At 61.0% G+C, this 18138-nt stretch carries 14 protein-coding genes and 4 pseudogenes; 16 read left to right on the plus strand and 2 right to left on the minus strand.

Annotated features, from left to right (window positions below; genetic code table 11):
- Positions 1–494: 494 nt before the first annotated feature.
- Both ACSQ84_RS03280 and ACSQ84_RS03285 read left to right on the plus strand, forming a co-directional pair.
- Positions 495–1337, plus strand: coding sequence for a phytanoyl-CoA dioxygenase family protein (locus ACSQ84_RS03280; RefSeq protein WP_436210200.1), 843 nt, complete (start codon positions 495–497; stop codon positions 1335–1337).
- 389 nt (positions 1338–1726) lie between these two features.
- Positions 1727–2071 (plus strand): annotated as a pseudogene (locus tag ACSQ84_RS03285) (EAL domain-containing protein); the annotation flags it as partial.
- A gap of 319 nt (positions 2072–2390) precedes the next feature.
- Here ACSQ84_RS03285 and ACSQ84_RS03290 read toward each other — a convergent pair.
- On the minus strand, positions 2391–2741 hold the full coding sequence (locus ACSQ84_RS03290) for a GFA family protein (protein WP_436210201.1): 351 nt from the start codon (positions 2739–2741) through the stop codon (positions 2391–2393).
- Positions 2742–3318: 577 nt separating this feature from the next.
- Between ACSQ84_RS03290 and ACSQ84_RS03295 the strand changes: the two are divergent.
- The 13 genes and pseudogenes from ACSQ84_RS03295 to ACSQ84_RS03355 all read left to right on the plus strand — a co-directional run.
- Positions 3319–3576: pseudogene (locus ACSQ84_RS03295) on the plus strand (TonB-dependent receptor domain-containing protein); the annotation flags it as partial.
- A pseudogene (locus ACSQ84_RS03300) lies at positions 3569–3994 on the plus strand (Arm DNA-binding domain-containing protein); the annotation flags it as partial. The pseudogenes ACSQ84_RS03295 and ACSQ84_RS03300, both read left to right, overlap by 8 nt.
- A gap of 96 nt (positions 3995–4090) precedes the next feature.
- Positions 4091–4648: an AAA family ATPase gene (locus ACSQ84_RS03305; RefSeq protein WP_436210202.1), complete on the plus strand. Its 558-nt coding sequence runs from the start codon at positions 4091–4093 to the stop codon at positions 4646–4648.
- A 382-nt stretch (positions 4649–5030) separates the two neighbouring features.
- A pseudogene (locus ACSQ84_RS03310) lies at positions 5031–5509 on the plus strand (TrbI/VirB10 family protein); the annotation flags it as partial.
- Positions 5506–5733, plus strand: a complete 228-nt coding sequence (locus ACSQ84_RS03315; protein WP_436210203.1) for a DUF2274 domain-containing protein — start codon at positions 5506–5508, stop codon at positions 5731–5733. The pseudogene ACSQ84_RS03310 and the gene ACSQ84_RS03315, both read left to right, overlap by 4 nt.
- A gap of 589 nt (positions 5734–6322) precedes the next feature.
- Complete coding sequence (locus ACSQ84_RS03320; RefSeq protein ID WP_436210204.1) at positions 6323–7027, plus strand: ABC transporter ATP-binding protein; 705 nt, start codon at positions 6323–6325, stop codon at positions 7025–7027.
- Between the two features lies 1 nt (position 7028).
- Entirely contained in the window at positions 7029–8426 is a 1398-nt protein-coding gene (locus tag ACSQ84_RS03325) for an ABC transporter permease subunit (protein ID WP_436210205.1), read from the plus strand.
- On the plus strand, positions 8426–9883 hold the full coding sequence (locus tag ACSQ84_RS03330; RefSeq protein ID WP_436210206.1) for a DUF3526 domain-containing protein: 1458 nt from the start codon (positions 8426–8428) through the stop codon (positions 9881–9883). The genes ACSQ84_RS03325 and ACSQ84_RS03330 overlap by 1 nt, the downstream gene beginning before the upstream one ends.
- A 196-nt stretch (positions 9884–10079) precedes the next feature.
- A complete protein-coding gene (locus tag ACSQ84_RS03335) occupies positions 10080–12260 on the plus strand; it encodes a TonB-dependent receptor (protein ID WP_436210207.1) in 2181 nt (726 codons plus the stop codon).
- A 26-nt stretch (positions 12261–12286) separates the two neighbouring features.
- On the plus strand, positions 12287–13342 hold the full coding sequence (gene exbB / locus ACSQ84_RS03340) for a tonB-system energizer ExbB (protein WP_436210208.1): 1056 nt from the start codon (positions 12287–12289) through the stop codon (positions 13340–13342).
- Positions 13343–13347: 5 nt separating this feature from the next.
- Complete coding sequence (exbD, locus tag ACSQ84_RS03345) at positions 13348–13833, plus strand: TonB system transport protein ExbD (RefSeq protein ID WP_436210209.1); 486 nt, start codon at positions 13348–13350, stop codon at positions 13831–13833.
- On the plus strand, positions 13830–14684 hold the full coding sequence (locus ACSQ84_RS03350; protein ID WP_436210210.1) for a TonB family protein: 855 nt from the start codon (positions 13830–13832) through the stop codon (positions 14682–14684). The genes exbD and ACSQ84_RS03350 overlap by 4 nt, the downstream gene beginning before the upstream one ends.
- A 20-nt stretch (positions 14685–14704) precedes the next feature.
- Positions 14705–15985: an FAD-dependent oxidoreductase gene (locus tag ACSQ84_RS03355; RefSeq protein WP_436210211.1), complete on the plus strand. Its 1281-nt coding sequence runs from the start codon at positions 14705–14707 to the stop codon at positions 15983–15985.
- A gap of 114 nt (positions 15986–16099) precedes the next feature.
- On the opposite strand, the gene ACSQ84_RS03360 is transcribed toward ACSQ84_RS03355, so the two are convergent.
- On the minus strand, positions 16100–16729 hold the full coding sequence (locus ACSQ84_RS03360) for a helix-turn-helix domain-containing protein (protein WP_436210212.1): 630 nt from the start codon (positions 16727–16729) through the stop codon (positions 16100–16102).
- On the opposite strand from ACSQ84_RS03360, the gene ACSQ84_RS03365 reads away from it, so the two are divergent.
- Entirely contained in the window at positions 16705–18117 is a 1413-nt protein-coding gene (locus tag ACSQ84_RS03365; protein WP_436210213.1) for an MFS transporter, read from the plus strand. The genes ACSQ84_RS03360 and ACSQ84_RS03365 overlap by 25 nt on opposite strands.
- Positions 18118–18138 lie beyond the last annotated feature (21 nt).

The following is an 18138-nucleotide window of genomic DNA, read 5'->3' on the forward strand; positions in this document are numbered from 1 at the left end:
TGAGATCCAATGGCGCGCGACCGAGATCGTACTGGGCAGTATTGATATGACCGATTGCGGAGGGACGCGCCCATGCCTCAGATTGCATTGGATGCGCCACGATAGCGCCCACTAGCACCTTTCGGCGCAAAGTAACCCGAAGATGATCAGAAATTCCTATCTGGTCGTCATGAAGGCGACGTTGAACTACGCGGACCAGCAATTGGCGATGCCGGAAATGTCGCCAAGGACGTGACGGACCTTCTGATCCTGCAGGCGTCGACGACTCTTATCGCCTCCGCTATCCGGCCATGTTTCAAAAGGTCGTTCGCGCGCCCGTCGGATTTCAAATGTGTTACCACGAGGTGGTGAGATATCCCGGGGTAATCTGCCATACGGCAACTATCGATCACGAACGTAGATACAGCATCGACTATGCTTAGGGCCCGCGCTACAGATATTTTGAAAGCACTGGAGATTCAAATGCGTCCTTCTACGGCTAGTTGGAACGAACGATGATGGACAATTCGCCTCCCTTGGCCGGCAAACGACCTGTCCTGCCTATCGACGGCTATGTGACGCTTCGCGGCTGGCTGGCCGGGTCCGACGTCGCCCAGCTGCGCAGACTCGTTGAAGAGACGAAGAAAAATCCGGCCCAAGGCTGCGCGATCAGGCCCGGGAACGACCTTGTGAGTTTGCGTTGGTCCAATCCGATTGTCGCAACAATTCTAGGAAATAGAACCGCGATGTCGGATCTTCAGGCGGCCCTGCACGGGGGCGAACTGAAATGGATTTCCGCCTACATCTCGACAATGCGAGGCGGAAGCCTGGCGGTTCCGTGGCACCAAGACTGGTGGTGTTGGGATCACCCAGTCTCCTATTCACCGCAATCGACGCAGGTCGCGCTACTCTGCTATCTTACGCATGTCGGACGCGACAACGGCGCGCTGCGCGTCATCCCCGGCAGCCATCTACGACAAACCGCCCTTCACGCCGCCCTCCCGCTTCCCGAGGAATGCTTCGGTTTGTCGTCCGATCATCCAGCCGTGTCGGATCATCCGGACTCGCAGATGGTCGCGGTAGCGCCTGGTGACGCCGTTGTCCTGGATTATCGCGTGCTGCACGGCGCATCACCGAACCGGGCATTCGACGATCGTGACGTCATCATTCTGTGCTTCACACCAGACTGGAGTGCGGTCCCGCCCGACATCAGATCGCATCTCGGCGGTCATTATGCCCTGCCATCTGCGGCCGAGACCGAAAAGTTCGAATGCTCTTACCAGCATTTGATTGCGCGTCATGATGGAGACTGCGTTGACCTGCCTCTCCGTCGTCAACCGCCCTTCCACTGGTCCTGAACCTCAACGGCTGCCCGGGCCGGCGTGCCCGCGATGATCGACGTAGTGATCTGGTCTGAGGAAGGAACGAGGTCATGGCGCTCGCACCGCAGCATGGAGCTGCAGCACGCGTCCCTACCGCGAGGAAGCGCCGACCGCCACAGGTGCTTCCAGAAATCTCCGACGGTCGAACAAAGGCTCGAAGCGGTCCTCCACACCCCCGCTACAAGTGCGTCGTCGAAATTGTCTTGAAGCAATATGAAATGGTCACATCGTTTCAAAACTGTTCAGCCCGATGGTCTACCAAAATACGGGGCGTCACTAGACTAGCTCACCCTCAGCCTGCGTTCGCGCAACCAACGATCGCTAAGGAGATAGACGGTGGTGGCAAGCGAAGCCGCCAGGGCTGTCGAGGAATTCGTATCGCCTTCGACGATTTCGGCACCGGCTATTCTTCGATGTCTCTTATGAAGCAGTTTCCGATCGATACGATTAAGATAGACCGTTCCTTTGTTCGGGATATCCCAAGGGATTCCGAAGACCAGGCGATCGCGCAGGCGATCATCAGCATGGGGAAGGCCCTGGGGATGACGGTCGTAGCGGAGGGCGTGGAGACGACCGAACAGGAGGCGTTCTTGCGAGATCACGCTTGTGACGAAATGCAAGGGTTCTTCTTTAGCAAACCGGTCCCGGCAGAACGTATGCCCGACCTCTTTCGGCAGCAATTGCACGTCTCGCCGCCAACTCAGCCCGAGTTCTGCAGCGAGAGTTCAGAAGACGTCGTGAATTGCCGACCGATTCTCTCTTGGCCTCAACACCCATCCCGGCTTCCGCTTCTGTCATTCGATGACGATACGATGCGTCGCGTACAAGGTTGATTGCTACTGCGTCAGATAGCCGAGCGATCATCGGAAGACGGAGCCTCGGTCTCGATGACGTCGCTTCGCGACACCGAAACGTGTTCACCGCTACCTGCGTTGGTTGTCGCTGGCTTTTCTTTGACCTCACGGTGCACACATCGTGCATACGTCGCCTTCCAACACATTGAGAAAATTGAATTCTCGTTCCAGTCGATCAGTCCAGATATCGCTCCGACACCGCGCCATCTAGATGGCGCAGCTTCGCTTGCTTGAGGATCGCGGGTTTCATCAGCCGCGCGTTAACCCCCATTCGGTTTCGCTGGGGATCGATCGGCGACCAGTGTGATACGCAACCACAGACAGAGCACCGATGAAACATGATCGAGCGATCATCCCACATGTAGATATCGGTTGATGGACCGCTGATTCGGACCTGCCGCAGTTCATAGTACGCCCAAAGCACGCCATACCGGTGACAGATGGAGCAATTACATTCCGTGATCTCCGTTGGGGTTTCGTCGATCTCGAGTTCGACGGCTCCGCAATGGCAGGATGCTCTTATCATCACATGGCCTCATTGGTTGAACCACAGTCAAAGGAACTGGAATAGAGCATGTCGCTGGCGACTCGGCAATTCGGCGTTGCAATGATCTCCCGATCACCTGTTTTGATCATCGCCAGCGCCATGCGGGCCGCAGCGGCTAATGGTGTGATGGCCTACCGCTCCGTGTCGTCCGCCACTTGAGCCGCGCGCTCTCCAATGCGTTCCAGCCTCCACTCGAGGGCTCTAAGGATGCAGGCGGCCGGCCGGGAACCTGCCAACCCGATTAGCGCGGATCAACGTTGGGCTGATGTTCGTTGGTGTGGCTTCGCTTGCCCTCTGCGTGCTGGGCTTGCTTAAGCTCGACCTTGGACTTGTTACCGCCGGAGCAGTAATGATGACAGGTTCGCAGATTGCGCGATTGCATCTCTTCACTGGCATATTAACGAACCGTGGATCCTGCATCGGGGGTGGAGGTAGATTCTGCCCCAGAAAATCTCTACGACGCGATGGATGCAGTTCGCAGCGCCCTTGAGGAGCTAGGTGCGATCTTTGAGGATTCTCAAATTGAATTCTATCACCTCGATTTCACAAGGCCGGCGGCGGGGAGTTCGCCGCGGCGGCACGGCCAATTCCGGAGCTCAAGCTCTGGGGTAACATCGCCTATGTCCATGCGCGCTATGCCGACTACGAGTTCACCGGCGGATCTTTCTCCGGCAACACGCCGCCGAATATACCCGCGGTCGTGGTGAACGGTGGAGCGTCTTATCGCTTCGCCACCCCGGGCTGGCTGCCTGTCGAACTGGGGGTTTCGGTCCGCCATGTAGGCGACCGATATAGCACCGATGCCAATACGGTTATTCGCCTCCGGCAAGTGCAGCTACGTCATTCAGTATCGATCCGCTGGCCGCTCGCGCCGTTACACCATCGGATTGCATCGTGTCTGGACGCCAGAGCTCAAGGAAAGAGGCGAAGATCCAGTTGGGCAGGGTCGCCCAAGGAGACAATCCTGCCGAGGAACGCCAACTCGATCATAAGGCGATCACGGTCAAGGAGTGTGCGACCTCTACCTCAACGACCTGAAAGCGGGCCTCATACTTGGAAAAGGTGGTCGCCCGAAGAAACCGACGACGATCGTCACCGATACAGGCCGCATCCATCGCCACATTACTCCGCTCATCGGCACGCGGAGGGTCAAGGATCTCGTCAAGGCCGACGTCAACAAGGTCTTGAAGGACATCATGGCCGGTAAGACTCGCGTTTCCGTCAAGACAAAGATAGCTGCGTGGGAAGCGGACCTTCACAAAGTGCTGGACTTGCAAATCCGGCTAGTGCACCGAGCCGTCTCGGCACCGAATTAAGATGACGATAGCATGCAACTGTTGCTGATTACCGGGCCAGCCGGCATAGGCAAATCCACGCTGAGTTGGGAAGTGAGCGCGCAACTCGCCGCCGCTCAAGTTACTCACGCGGTTATCGAGACCGATGAGCTCGACAGGGTATTTCCGCGTCCCAGTGTTGAAGAGCTCGATAGAATTCAGCCCGGCACGACTGACGTCAGCAGCATCAACTTGGCTGCGATCTGGTCAACATACAGGGCCTTGGGGCACACACGTCTGATCATGTCGGGAGTCATGATGCACTTGGATTTCGATAAGCGGTGGATACTTGCTGCCATACCCGAGGCGCGGATCACGGCGGTTCGCATGTTGGCTAGTGAGCCCACACTATTGGCTCGTCTTGCGCAGCGCGAGATAGGTTCCAGTGCGGACGAGCAGATGCAGCGCTCACTTCGGCAAGCAAGGCGCATGGCGAGCGAAGACGCCGAAGGCATGGTCGTTCTACCGACTGACGGCAAAGGGCCGGCGGAACTTGCAGGGCGCATTCTTCAGAAGATTGGCTGGCTGAATGCCACTCAGGAACAAGCTTAGATGCAGTCATCACCACCGAGCCGACGCCGCGTCTCAGGTCCGCAAAGGGTCGTAGGTGTCGGTTGGGCCAACGTCGCAAATGTCGACAAAGCGGATGTTCCGGGCGTTCGTGTTAAACTTCGGCTCGCCACCCTCCAGCGACCTTCCGAACGTCTGCAAACGGGCAGGGCCGCCCCGCTCTTCCCCGATCTGTGAGGACGGTCTCGGGCGGGTACCAAGCGTCCGATTCGATCCACTAGCCTTGGGGAGCCGCCAACTTCATGCGCGACCTTTCGCGTCAACAACTCAGGCGACCTCCGCCTCGGCCGTCGCCAGGAACCGCGCAAAAGCACCCCCGCGCCCGACAAGATCCTCGTGACGGCCTTCTTCTGTCACCGCGTAAATCACGGAACACGTTTACGATACGCCGACCGGCAATTTCCTGCTGATTCCGCAGGGCTCGCGTCTCATAGGCCAGTACGACAGCCAAATCTCATTTGGACAGAAGCGCGTGTTGCTCGTCTGGAATCGCATCATGCTGCCCGACGGCAAGTCGATCGTGCTGGAGCGCCAGCAGGGCGCCGACGCGCGCGGCTTCGGGCTCGAGGACGAGGTCGATTATCACTGGTGAGATCCGATCAAGGCCGCGGCGCTCTCCACCTTGCTCAGCGTCGGTGCGGATGTCGGTTCCGACCGCGAGGAGAGCGATCTTGTCCGCGCGCTGCGTCGCGGCTCGCAGGACTCGATCAACAACACCGGCCAGCAACTCGCCAGCTCAACATCCAACCCACGCGCACCATCCGCCAGGGCTTCCCGGTGCGCGTGATCGTCAACCGCGATCTTGTGATGGCGCCTTACGGCCAGCAGGAGGCAGGTAAATGAGCAAGCTCAAGCTCGCAACGATCGAGGACGACAAGCCGGTCAAGCTCACGATCGAGTTGCCGGCCGCCGTTCACCGCAACCTGGTTGCTTACGCAGAAGCCATCGGGCGGGAGAGCGGACAGTCCGCTCCCGATCCGGCCAAAATCGTTGCGCCGATGATCGACCGGTTCATGGCGACGGATCGGGGCCTTCGCCAGAGCGCGGAAAAGCAAAGCGACTCATAGACTTGAGGTAGCGCTGCTCCGCGTACGCCTATGGGAATTCGCCCAAGAACACTGGTGCGCGGTTGACAGGTCGCTGTTTCTAACACTAAACATGTAACGTTATAACATTACATAGCAGCGGACGGCTTAGAGATCGATAGGGGCTGATTCTCGCGATGCGTACGGAGAAGACCGGTGCCGGTGCTTGGTTGGAGCATGCTGTGGAATTGAGGCTGGGTGCGCCGCCTGAAGCGCCCAAACGCGGGAATTTGCTGGCGGTTGTGGCTGCTGTCGAGCGCTGCGATGGTCCTGATTATCGGCACCACCCACGGACGGAGCGAACCGTCCGAGCCCATCGGCGACGCCGTACTGCCAGAGACCATCACGTCACGAGCCCGCGCGGCCGCCGTCCGGCCCCAGCAAGTTCTGCATCGCCAGCAAGCCCGACCGGCCCGGCCGATCCCCGCCCCGGTCGAAGCCAGCATCAGCCCCCGTCGTTCCAATCCCAGCAGCAGCGCTTCGAGCAGCATCCCGGCGCGGACACCATCGTGTCCGTCACGGAGTGCAATTCGAGCAAGCTGACCGGCGCTTATTCGAAAGTGCAAAAAACATGCTCGAGGTGTTGAACGTCAGCAAAGATTTCGGCGGAAACCGTGCGCTCGATGGCGTCACGCTGCGCGTCAGTCCGGGAGATATCTATTGTCTCCTCGGAGCTAATGGCGCGGGTAAGACGACCCTCATCAACGTCTTCCTTGATTTCATCGAGCCGACATCGGGCGAAGTCCGCATCAACGGTCGCAAGGTCGCCGATGATCCGCTCGCGACCAAACGGGACATCGCGTACATTCCCGAACAGGTGATGCTCTACGGCGTCCTCTCGGGCATCGAGAACCTAAAATATTTTGCCGCGCTCGCGACAGGCGAGCGACATTCGCGCGAACAATTGTTGGCGCTGCTGACCGAAGCCGGCTTGCCCGAAGCGGCGGCCGACGGGCGCGTATCGACCTATTCGAAAGGCATGCGCCAGAAGGTCGGGATCGCAATTGCGCTGGCCAAGAACGCCAAGGCTTTGCTGCTGGACGAACCAACTTCGGGCCTCGATCCGAAGGCGGCGAGCGAGTTCTCGCAGCTCCTGGCCAAGGCCCGTGATCGTGGCGTCGCCGTGCTCACAACGACCCATGATCTGTTCCATGCCAAGCGGACCGGCACCCGTATCGGAATCATGAAGCAGGGCAGGCTGGTCGCGGATTTGAGCAGCCAGGACCTGTCGCACACCGATCTCGAAACGCTGTACCTGCAGCACATGGCCGCCTGACATGATCCGTCTCATCGCCCAGCGGGAGTTCACCGAGTTCGTGCGAGACGGCCGGTTGCTATGGGCCGGCGGGATCATGTTGCTTTTGATCGTGACCGCCCTCGGCGTCGGATGGCAGCGCCAGAGCCATCTGCATGCCGAGAGGCATGCTGCCCAGCACCTCGACTATGAAGACTGGCTGAAGCAGGACGAGCGCCATCCCCACGATGCCGCGCATCAGGGGATGCACGTCTTCAAGCCGGAACCACCGTTGTCGATCATCGATCCGGGTATCGGCCCCTATGTCGGGTCGACGATCTGGCTGCAGGCGCACCGCCAGAGCGAAGTGAAGTTCCGGCCGGCCCAGGATGCGACGGGGCTGCAGCGGTTCGGCACTTTCTCGGCTGCATGGCTCGTACAGATATTGGCGCCGCTCCTGATCATCGTCTTCGGGTTCAACGCATTCGCGGGCGAGCGCGAGCTCGGTACCTTGCGGCAACTCATGAGTCTTGGCGTCTCGTCGCGGGCGCTGCTGTGGGGCAAGGCGCTGGCGCTCGCGATGGGCATCGGCGTGCTGCTTGTTCCCGGCGTCGTCGTAGCGGCGGCTGCGGTGGTGATCGAAAGCGAGCCCGGCCGCCTGCTCGATTCGGCGCTGCGCTTCCTCATGCTCGGGCTGGCCTATGCGGTCTATCTCGCCATTGCGGTCTTCGTCGTCCTGGCGGTCTCGGCGCGGGCGTCATCATCGCGCGTCGCGCTAATCTCGCTGCTAGCGCTGTGGATCGCCGGCGTGCTGCTGGCGCCGCGCGTGATGTCCGACCTCTCCCGCCATGTCTACCCGAGCCCGTCGCGCACCGAGTTCGCGTCGGACTTGTCGACCGATCTCAAGAGCGAGCACGACAAGGCGTGGCGCGAGCAGTTCGGTGTCAGCACCGGATGGGGCCCTGACCTGCCCTTGAGCAAATGGGGCGTGGCACTCCAGGTCAACGACCACGTCGGATATGGCGTGCTCGATCGTCACTTCGGTGCGCTGTGGGACACCTTCGAGAAGCAGCAGCGGATGCAGGAGTGGGCGGGCCTTCTGATCCCGGTGCTGGCCGTACGTTCGTTGTCGATGGGCGTGTCCGGCACCGATTTCGTCCAGCATCGCGACTTCTCGGTTGCGGCCGAACGCCAGCGCCGGGTCGTGCAGGACATCATGAGCCATGACCTGATCGACCATGCCGATCCCCTCGGCGATCGGCATTTCGCCTACGAGGCGAACAAGGAGCTGTGGGCGAAAGTCCCGCCGTTTGACTACCAGACGCCGTCGCTCGCCGTCGTGCTGCGCCACCACTGGTCCGGCTTCGCGATCCTCTCCGCCCTGCTGGCCGCGGCCGTCGCTCTCGCCCTTCTGTTCGTTCCCCGCAGGTTGACGCTCTGATGAAAGCACGTACCTTCTGGCTCGTCTTCGCGCACGAAGCGCGCGTCCTGATCGCGGATCGGACCCTGCCGCTCGTTCTGACGCTGTTCGCGCTTCTGATCGGATACGCAATCACCAATGGCATCGTGGAGAACCGGGCGCGCGACGCTGCCGTTGCATCGATCCTGACCAAGCAGAACGAACGCAACGCCAGGAATATCGATCAGCTACAGCGGATCAACGCCGGCACCGAGACGCCGGCTCCGTTTTCGAATGCGGCGGACCCCGCCAACGTCGGCGGCGGCCTTGGCGGGCGCTTTGCCTATGTCCCGACCAGCGCGCTGGCGCCGATGGCGTTCGGCCAGTCGGACATGATCCCGAACTACTACCAGGTCACGTATCGCAGTCGCGTGAACTTCATGTACGACAGCGAGATCGAGAATCCATGGAACCTGCTGAGCGGCCGGTTTGACGTCGCGTTCGTGATCGTCTACCTGCTGCCGCTCTTCATCTTTGCGATGAGCTACAACCTGCTCTCGGCGGAGCGCGAGCAGGGCACCTTGCGGATGCTGCTGTCGCAGCCGCTCACGCTGACTAAGCTGGTGCTGGCAAAGGTCTCGATCCGCGCCAGCACCATCCTCACCTGCGCGATCCTGATCCCGGTTGCCGCGTTACTCATTTTTCGACCGGAAACCCGCGACGCGGTTTCGCTGGTGCAACTCGCCGCATGGGCCGTGCTCGTCTGCGCCTACGGCCTGTTCTGGTTTGCCGTGGCGGTCATCGCCAACGCCTTCAGCCGATCGTCGGCCGCCAACGCCCTCGTGCTGGTCGGAAGCTGGGTGGTGCTGGTCTTGATCGTGCCGGTGTTGCTGAACCTCGCCGTGTCCGTCGCCAGTCCTGCGCCGTCGCGAACGGAACTTGCGACGCAAACGCGCTTGATCACTGTCGACGGGCTGCGGCGTTACCAGAAGCTGTTCAGCGCCGACTATCGCTATTCGGACAAGCCCGACTTGCTGCTGCCTAAGGACGGCCGCTTCGAAGTGCAGTCCCGCCCCAAGGCTGCCTTCATGCTCCAACGCGATGTCGAGGCGGACATCCAGAAGCTGCTCGATCGCTTTGATGCGCAGTTGGAAGGCCAGCAATCGCTGGTCGATCGCTGGGGCGTCATCTCACCGGCGATTATCGTCCACGAAGGCTTGGCGGCGCTCGCCGGCAACGGCTCGCAACGCTACCTGCACTTCCAGCGGCAGGTCGCGACCTTTCACGCGACGTGGAAGCAGTTCTTCGAGCCCAGGATTCTGGAAAGCAAGGCGATGACGGAGGCGGACTTCGCGGCCATGCCAACCTGGACATGGCAGGAAGAAACGCTGCGCCGACAATTGTCGGATCTGTCGGTGAGAGCAATCCAGATTCTTGCCTTGGTTCTCGTCGTTGCGGGCATCGGTTTCTGGCGACTGAAAACGTCGTCCGCGGTCTGAGCGGGGGCTGAGGTCGCCAACTTCACTTTGGGGGTGCATGTTGCGTGTACGTTCGTTGCTACTGTCGAGTTGGAGTATCACTGTCGGTCTTTGCATCGCCTTTGCCGGCACCGACGCCCGCGGTCAGGCGGAAGGCACAAGGCAGCAAGATCAAAGCACCGTAACGCCGACGTCAGAAGCGGTGGCTCCTGGGACGGTGTCGCTGCCGCCGATCATCGTGCAAAGTAAGCGGCCGCCGCGCGCCAAGAAACCGGCGACGACACAGCAGGCCACAACCCGGGCGGCACCAGCCACAACCCGGGCGGCACCAGCCACAACCCGGGCGGCGCCGGCCACGTCGGTCGACGGCGATCAAACACCACGGCCGCCGTCTGAGAACGACACCCGGACGGTTCCGCTCAATGCCGCCGCAGCGACATCCTCGCGGCTCGGGCTGAGCGTCAGGGAAACGCCTGCCAGCGTCGAAATCCTGACGCAGGAAGCGCTGCGCGAACGCGGCAGCCGCGTGCTTCGGGAAGCCATTGAGCAGTCCACCGGCTTTACGGCAGGCGCGATACCGAACATCACCAGTACCGTGTCGGTGCGCGGCTTCATCAACAACAGCGTGAATGTGCTCTACGATGGCGTCGCCCTGCCGCACAATTCGACAGCGGCGCGCTACACCGACCTCGGCAATCTCGAGCGAATTGAATTCCTGCGTGGGCCTGCGTCGGTGCTCTACGGCGATGGCTCGGTCGGGGCTATCATCAATCTCGTTCCGCGCTATCCGACCTGGGTCCCGAAGGCCGATGCCGAATACGCCTTCTCGAGCTTCAATTCCCACCGCGTGCATGCCGGCGTGGGCGGCCCTGTTCTCGACAATAAAGCGGCGGTCCGGTTCGATGCCACCGTCAATAATTTCGGCAGCAGCGTAAAGCACACCAGAAGCCAACTCGAGCAATACAACGGCTCGATCTTGATCCCGTTCGGACAGGACCTGACGCTAACATTGTCGGCCGAAAAGCAGATCGACGATATCAAGAACGCCTACTGGGGCACACCGTTCGTGAACGGGCAGCTCGCGGGGTTCCTCCGCAACATCAACTACAACAACCTGACCGACGCCCGCCTCGGCTCGGACAGCGATTGGCTGCGGGCGAACCTGGTCTGGAATCCGACGAAAGAGTGGGAGATCCGAAACATTGCCTATCGATACAGTGCGTATCGCCATTGGCACAATGTCGAGAATTTTGCCTACAATGCCGGAAGCAATCCACCGACGGTGACCCGCAAATGGTTCGGTGACCTCGACCATGATCACGGCGTTTTAGGTGATCGCATCCAGGCCCGGCATATCGGCGACATCGCAGGCTTTGCCAACCGGTTTGTCATCGGCGCCGAGGCGTCGACGGTCAGTTGGAAAAGCGCACGGAACGGCTTTCCAGGATCGCAGGTAGTCGATGCCTTCAACCCACCGGCGGTTCCGTTCTCTGCAGGCACATCAATCCTTCGCACGCTCGCTCGCGATGTCTCTCTCGATAGTTGGGCGATCTTCGTCGAGGACCAGCTATCGCTGACCAAGCAATTGAAGGTGTTGGGGGGCGGCCGGTTTGACCATTTCGAGGGCGATTGGCTCTACCTCGACCAGGGCGGAATCCGGCGGCAGCAAACCTATCGCGAACCCTCCTATCGGGGCGCGCTGCTTTACGATATCACGCCGCTTACGACCATCTATGGATCATACTCCTCAGCGTCCGAAGGAGGTGACTCGCTGTATTTTCTGACGCCACAACAAACGGATCTCGGCCTGACGAAGGCACGGCAGACGGAGGTCGGCCTCAAGCAGGATATTTTCGGACGCGGCGAGTTCACACTCGCCGCCTACCATATCATCAAGAAAAACCTGTTCGTGCCCGATCCGGCCAATCCGAACAATCGCATTCACGTCGGCCAGCAGTCGTCGAAAGGTCTCGAAGCAACACTTGCCTATCGGATCAATGAGCAATGGAAGTTCGATGCCAACGCAGCGTTCGTACGCGCACGCCTCGATGACTATACTGAGGGCAATCCGCCCGTCTCCTACGCCGGAAACGTCCCGCAATTCGTTCCAAAATATGTCGTCAACCTCGGCCTGCGCTACTCACCCTTTGAGTCGTGGGAATTCGGTGCGTGGTTGCGGCACGTTGACTCTGTATTCATCAACAACGCCAACACGCAAAAGCTGCCAGCCTACACGACGGTGGATGTCAGCGCAGTCTATAAGCACAATAAGAATGTCGAATTCGCTGCGCGAATCCGCAATCTCACCGATGCACTCTACGCCACGTGGTCTGGGCCAACCCAAGCCTATATCGCGGAGCCCCGAACGTTCGAGATTTCAGCGCGCGCTAGATTCTGACCAATTCCAGAGAAAGAAGCGTGACAATGATGCGGTTTGCATGGACCACCTCTGCAGGATTCCGAGCGCGAGTTGTGTGCATTCTGTGTGCAATCGTCATTGCGTTTGCAAACATCTCGTTCAATGCTCGCGCCCAAGAGTTGCCAAAGCAATCACCCGTTACGGCGTCTCCGCCGACGGCCGCCGCTCCGGCTGAACCTGCAGCGCCTCCATCCGCGGTGACAATTCCAAACCAACCGCCCCCCGCTGAACCGACCGTTGAACCGGCCGCAGGGCTAGTGCAAAGCATGGGCGCGCCCGCCACATTGCCGCATGATCTCTCTCCCTGGGGCATGTTCATGCAGGCCGACATCATCGTAAAGGCGGTGATGGTGGGTCTGGCATTCGCATCGTTCGTGACCTGGACCGTGTGGCTTGCCAAGGCTCTCGAGCTCGCCGGCGCCAAGCGCAAGGCGCGAAGTGCGACACGCAAGCTTCAACGTGCGGACAGCCTGGCCGATGCGACCCGCGAGATCGCTGCGGGCTGGACACGAACCGGTCCTGTCGCGGATTTGGTGCACGCGGCGGCTCGCGAACTGAAGCGCTCGCCCGGACTCACGGCCGAAGGCGTGAAGGAGCGTCTCGCGATCGCACTGTCGCGGATCGAGGCGAGCGCCGGACGCAATATGGCGCGCGGTACCGGTCTTCTCGCCACGATCGGAGCTACGGCACCCTTCGTCGGCCTGTTCGGGACAGTCTGGGGCATCATGAACTCGTTTATCGGCATCAGCCAGAGCAAGACCACGAACTTGGCGGTCGTTGCGCCCGGCATTGCCGAGGCCTTGCTTGCGACCGCGACCGGCCTCGTGGCTGCGATTCCCGCCGTCATTATCTACAATGTGTTCGCCCGCGCGATCACCGGTTACCGCGCGCTTCTTTCAGATGCTTCCGGCGAGATTCTCCAACATCTATCGCGGGACCTGGAGCGAAGCGAGAAGGCCGACGCTGCCAATCAGTCTTCGACGTCTCATGCGGTGTCTCGCGGTGCCGACGAGCAGAGCATTGACCGCCGGCTGCGGGCATCCCTTCGTTCGGCGGAGTAGAGTTCATGGCGGTGACGCTCAAGGCTTCGCAGGACGGCGACCTTGCCGAGGTCAGCGATATCAACGTCACGCCGTTCATCGACGTGATGTTGGTCCTGCTCATCATCTTCATGGTGGCGGCGCCGCTCTCCACGGTCGACGTCGCGGTGGACCTTCCCGTCTCCTATGCACAACAGCAGCCACGCCCCGATAAACCAGTGTTCCTGACAGTGAAGCCGGATCTGACATTGGCGCTCGGTAACGAAGACGTGCCACGGAGCGCACTGCGGACTACGCTGGATCAACAGACCGGGAGTGACCGCGAGCAGCGCATCTTCCTGCGCGCAGATGGCGTCGTCGCCTATCGCGACCTTATGAACGTCATGAACCTGCTCCGGCAGGCAGGTTATCTCAAGATTGCGCTGGTCGGGCTGGAAGACATCGGGCAGGCGACGCCTTTCGGCTCAGGCCCAGCCTCGCTGCCGCCGACCGGGAGTCCGACGCAGCCGTGATCGATTGGCGTGACCCCGATGCCAGGCCTGACCGCAAGATCACCGCTCTCTCCGCGTTGCGCTGGGCTCTTGCCGTATCGCTTGTCGTGGCTGCGCATGGCATAGCCGCTTGGCTGGCGTTGCGTTCAATGCCGACCCAAGCCTCGTCCGACGGTCCGCCGCCGGCCGTGATGATCGAACTGGCGCCGCGCGCCGTGGCTCCCGATGCAGTACCGCAAGAGATCGCTCCCGGGCCGCAGGTGACCGAGGCGCAGCCGGACCCCGTGCCTGATACCCCAGAGAAATTGCCGGAGGACGAGAAGCCCGAACCTCCCATTGAAAAAATGCCCGCGCCCGTCGAGGAGCAGCCGCCTGTTCCTGCACCTCAGCCGCAGGTCGAAGTCCCCAGGCTGCCGGAATCACCAAAGGCGGAAGCGGTGCTCGCGCCGCCACCGCCAAAACCCAAGAAGGAAGAGCGCAAGAAAACGACACCCAAACAGCCTGCATCGCCCCAGACAAGCGCGCCGACTGTGCAAGCAGAGCGCGCCAACCGCATCGCATCGCCGACCGCGAGTGCAGCACAGGTCCCCTCAGCGTCATTGGCAAGCTGGCAAAGCTCTCTGATGGCTCATCTCAACCGCTATAAGCAATTCCCGGCCGGTGGAAGTCAGGGCGTTGCCTCGATCGCTTTCACCATCGATCCTTCGGGCCGGGTGCAGTCAGTGCGCCTGGTGCACTCCTCTGGCGATTCTGTGCTCGATCGTGAAGCCGTCGCGTTGTTGCGACGTGCCAGCCCCGTACCCGCGCCGCCATCTGGCCAAGGTGGCAACTTCGTCAGCATCTCCGTGCCGATTCGGTTTGACCGTCGATAGCAAGCAATGGTGTAGCGAGCATGAACAATATGTCGAACGAGAAAATGCCGGGCAGGTCGCTGGAACGCCGGGAGTTGCTCATAGCAGCAGGCGCCGCATTGGGGGCGGCCGGAATTCTCGCATCGGGAGCACGAGCCGCCCAGAAGTCCGTAGCGCCACGAACCGGCTCAGAATTGAAGATCATTGTCGTCGGCGCTGGCGCGATGGGGGGATGGACGGCGCTGGCGCTCGCCGAGGGCGGGGCGGATGTCACGCTGATCGATGCCTACGGTCCCGGTAATCTTCGGGCCGCATCTTCCGACCAGAGCAGGTTGATCCGGACTAGCTATGAGAACCCGCTTTACGCGCGAATGGCGCTCGACGCATATGCCAGGATCATGGATTGGCAGAAGCGTTGGGGCGAAACGTTGATGCTTCCCACGGGGGAGATAACGTTTTCCAAGGCAGATAGAGCGCCGGAGATTGACCAGTTGGAGCGAACGCTATCCATCGTGGGCATTGCGGGCGTGGAGCGCCTTTCCGCGCGAGACCTCCGCCGCCGCTGGCCGCAAATCAACTTCGATGGAATCGACATCGGCTTGATCACATCGGGTGGCACCGGCGCAAGCACGCTGTTTGCGGAGCGGCTGACAAGGCGGGTGGCGCAAGCATTCCGCGACACCGGCGGCCAAGTGGTTTTGGGACAAGCATTGAAGCCGGTGCAGGCAGGCAGCAGTGTCACGGTTGCGCTTGCATCGGGCGAAAAACTTAGTGGCGACTTTGCGGTCTATGCCTGCGGGGCATGGATGGCCAAGCTTTTTCCCGATGTCATCGGTCGCCATGTCCGCGTCGAAAGGCGGGATGTCTTCTATTTCGGGACGCCTCCGGGCGACGCGCGTTTTTCCTATCCCCAGTTTCCCGCATGGGACGCGCTGGGCGACAACTTTTATGGTTTTCCTGATTTCGAGGGAGGCGGGTTCAAGATCGCGCCATTCCCGGATACCAATTCCATCGATCCGGACAGCGATGATCGACGCCCGAACGACTATATGGTGGAACGGGCCCGTGCCTTTCTGCGCCGCCGCTTCCCGGCGCTCGGCGATCAACCGCTGCTGAACGCCCGCGTCTGTCAGGTCGCTTACACCAAGAGCAATGACTTCATCATCGACCGGCATCCGGAGTTAGAGAAGGTCTGGCTAATCGGCGGCGACAGTGGCCATGCCTTCAAGCATGGCCCCGCCATCGGTCACGATATGGCGCGGCGCATCCTCACCGGCGCGGGCGACCCCGCCTACGCCTCCGCATTTCGCATGCCTGCATGAGCCCGCTGCCCGCGAGGATAACCGGCAAGACCGCATCTGATGTGCCGCCGTTGGGGTGGCGTTACCTCACCGGTCCTTGGAGTATCGAAGGGGGCGCCCTGAGGCCTAATGAGATCAATTGGCGATCACCTTTCGGGCCCGCCGGCTTACCGCAATGGTCCTCCCTGGCGAGCGTATCTGATCTCGGCGCCTCCGAGTTTGGTCAGCACTTGCAATGCGGAGCATCCGCTGGAACGTCGGACATTCCATGTGGCTTCGGGCTGGGCACTCAGCCGTATGGAGCAGCCCGTCCCGGAGGGCGATGAGCTTCCGGATCGTTAGATCGAGTTCAGTCGCCTTGGCAGCCAGTTTCGTGCGATCAATCCGAGGACGGCCGTCCGGCCCAAACATGGTGCCGATCTCCTCAAGCGAGAAACCTGCGTTCCTTCCAAGCGCGATCAGAGACAGCCTCTCAAGCACACCGAGGTCGAACAACCGGCGGATCCCGTGCCGTCCGACTGATTGGATCAGCCCCTTCTCGTCATAAAACCGCAGAGTCGAAGCGGGAACGCCAGACCTCCGCGCAACCTCGGCGATATCAATCAATTTCATGCTTGACCTCAAGTTCACTTGAACTGGCAGTATCGCGCTCATCGCCGGCCAAAGCAAGGCGCGATGATCGCTGCAGCGGGGTCGCGTCGGACCGTTAGCCGGGACTTGGTCCTGTTTGGGAGAACGCTGTGTCCAACCAAAAAGCAACCGCATTCACCGCTGTCGTACGGGCCACGAATGGCTGGGCGGCCTTTGCGATACTCGCCATCGTCCAATCGACGCTGATCTTCACAATCGCGCTGATCATGATCCCCCTGCCGACAATCGCAGAGGAGTTTGCACTCTCCGCTGCCCAGGTCTTGCTGCTGCAGGTCGCTTACGGCCTGCCTTTCAGCGGCCTCCTGCTCTTCGGCGGTCGGCTGACTGACCGCTACGGTGCGCGGCGCATGTTCGTGGTCGGCCTAACGGTGTTCGGCGCTGCATCGGTGGTGGCTGCGTTGACTCCCAGCTACAACGCCCTAATCGCCATGCGCTTTCTCCAGGGCGTTGGGGGCGCGATCATCGCTCCAGCCGCGCTCGGTTTGGTCCGCGCCCTGTTCCCTGACATGACGGACTTCGCTCGCGCCATGGCGATCTGGGGCGGAGTGTCCGTACTGGGTGCCGTGTTGGGCTTCATCTCGTCCGGCATGGCCGCGGGCTTTCTTAGTTGGCGCTGGATGTTTACGGTTCCGATCGCAGTGTCTGCGCTCGGGCTCGGCGCAAGTGTTGGCCTGCTGCCCGCTGGTCGCCCGCTTGAGACGGCAGCGCGCCCAAGACTCGATCCCCTCGGAGCCATGCTTGCCACCGGCGGGATTGTGTTGGCGAGTTTCGGGTTGATCGCCAGCCACGACGCGAGATGGAGTTCGCAGCTCGTGGCCGGGCCGCTGACCGCGGGAATCGCGCTGGTGGTCCTGTTCATGATCGTGGAGCGCAGGGCGCACGATCCCCTTCTCCCGCCCGCTTTCCTGCTCAATGCCCTGCGCATCGTGGGCCTTTCCGGAATGTTCCTCGCTGCGGCTGCATCGCTACTGATCGAATTCGTGCTTCTCACCTATCTTCAACAGATACGCGGTTGGACACCCTTCGAGACAGCGGCGTCGTTCCTGCCCTTTGGCCTTGCGCTGATCGGGACCAATTTTCTCGCAGCGCCGGCCGTGGGGAAGTTTGGAGCGGAAGCTACGACGGTCACGGGATTCTTGGTCGCAGGCATCGGTCTCGCTTGGCTCACCATTTTGGAGCCGAGGACTGCATATCTCACGATTCTTCTACCCGCACAGTGCCTGCTTGCGATCGGCATCGCGCTGATCTTCTCGGGCGCCGCTGTATTGGCGACCGCAAATGTGCCGCAGGAACAGATGGGCCTCGCGGGCGGCGCGATGAACACGGCGATGGAGCTCGGTCCGACCGTGGGATTTGCGCTTCTGATGGCAGTGGCGGCTACCAGCGCAGACATCGTCGAGGGCTATGCAAGGGCGTTCGGAACGGCGGCAGCATTCTACGGTGCGGCCGTCGTGGCGACATTGCTGGTTACGATCGGGCGGCGCCGAAACAGCGTGATGTGACTGCGCCCACGTTCGCTTCCC

The sequence above is a fragment of the Bradyrhizobium sp. LjRoot220 genome, assembly GCF_964252915.1.
Taxonomy (GTDB): Bacteria; Pseudomonadota; Alphaproteobacteria; order Rhizobiales; family Xanthobacteraceae; genus Bradyrhizobium.